Consider the following 1,059-nt stretch of genomic DNA (forward strand, 5'->3'; position numbering starts at 1 on the left):
TGCGTATTCCACGCGATGGCGGACACGATTCCATGCTGATGGCGGACAGTGTTCCAGCGTGATGGCGGACAGTGTTCCACGCTGAAGGCGGACAGCATTCCAAACTGATGGCGGACACCTGCGGGGTGTTCTGAGTGACCCGAACGCGGCATACGCTGCCCGGTTTTTTGACCGGAACCAGCGATGCCCACACCCAGGGTCACCATGAGCAAACTACGACACACACTGCAACTGCTGCACCGCGGGGCCTTGAGCACCCGTCAAATCGGTGCCGCCCTCGGCATCTCCAAATCCACTGTCAGCGAGATAGCCAGCTACGCGCGCGTGGCCGGCGTGGACTGGGCACTGGCCCAGAGCCTGAACGACGACGAACTCCAGGCCCGGCTCTACAAGCCACCCGTGGCGCGCGAGTCCCGGCACCTTGAACCCGACCACGCCCACATCCACCGCGAACTGCGCCGACCTGGCGTGACGCTGCAGTTGCTTTGGGAGGAATACCAGCAACAGCACAGCGGGCAGGCGTACAAGTACAGCGCCTTCTGCGAGAAGTACAAGGCCTGGGCCCGGCGCCTGCAGCGCTCCATGCGCCAGACCCACACGGGCGGTGACAAGCTCTTTGTGGACTACGCCGGCCAGACCGTTCCCGTGGTGGATGCCGACACTGGCGAGATACGCCAGGCCCAGGTCTTCGTGGCCGTGCTGGGCGCATCGAACTACACCTACGCCTGCGCCACCGCCAGCCAGAAGGCCACCGACTGGGTGGCCAGCATCATTAGCGCGCTGGAGTTCATCGGCGGCGTGCCCCGCCTGCTGGTGCCTGACCAGCCGCGCGCCCTCATGGCCCGACCCGACCGTTACGAGCCCACCGCGCACCGCCTGCTCGAAGAGCTCTGTGCGCACTACAGCCTGGCCGTGATGCCCGCGCGCCCGGCCAAGCCACGCGACAAACCCAAGGTGGAGGTCGCTGTGCAGGTGGTCGAGCGCTGGATTCTGGCCAGGCTGCGCCACCAGACCTTCTTCAGCCTGGCCGAGCTCAACCGGGCGATTGCCGCCTTGCTG

General features: G+C 65.8%; 1 protein-coding gene and 1 pseudogene. One reads left to right on the top strand and one right to left on the bottom strand.

Features of this window, described 5'->3' with window-relative positions; translation table 11 throughout:
• Window positions 1–206: pseudogene (locus OX89_RS19180) on the bottom strand (hypothetical protein); the annotation flags it as partial.
• Between OX89_RS19180 and istA the strand changes: the two are divergent.
• On the top strand, window positions 184–1,059 hold an 876-nt coding region (gene istA / locus OX89_RS14025), incomplete at its 3' end, for an IS21 family transposase (protein ID WP_047351084.1). The pseudogene OX89_RS19180 and the gene istA sit on opposite strands and share 23 nt — an antisense overlap.

The organism is Diaphorobacter sp. J5-51 (assembly GCF_001023515.1).
Classification (GTDB): domain Bacteria; phylum Pseudomonadota; class Gammaproteobacteria; order Burkholderiales; family Burkholderiaceae_C; genus Diaphorobacter; species Diaphorobacter nitroreducens.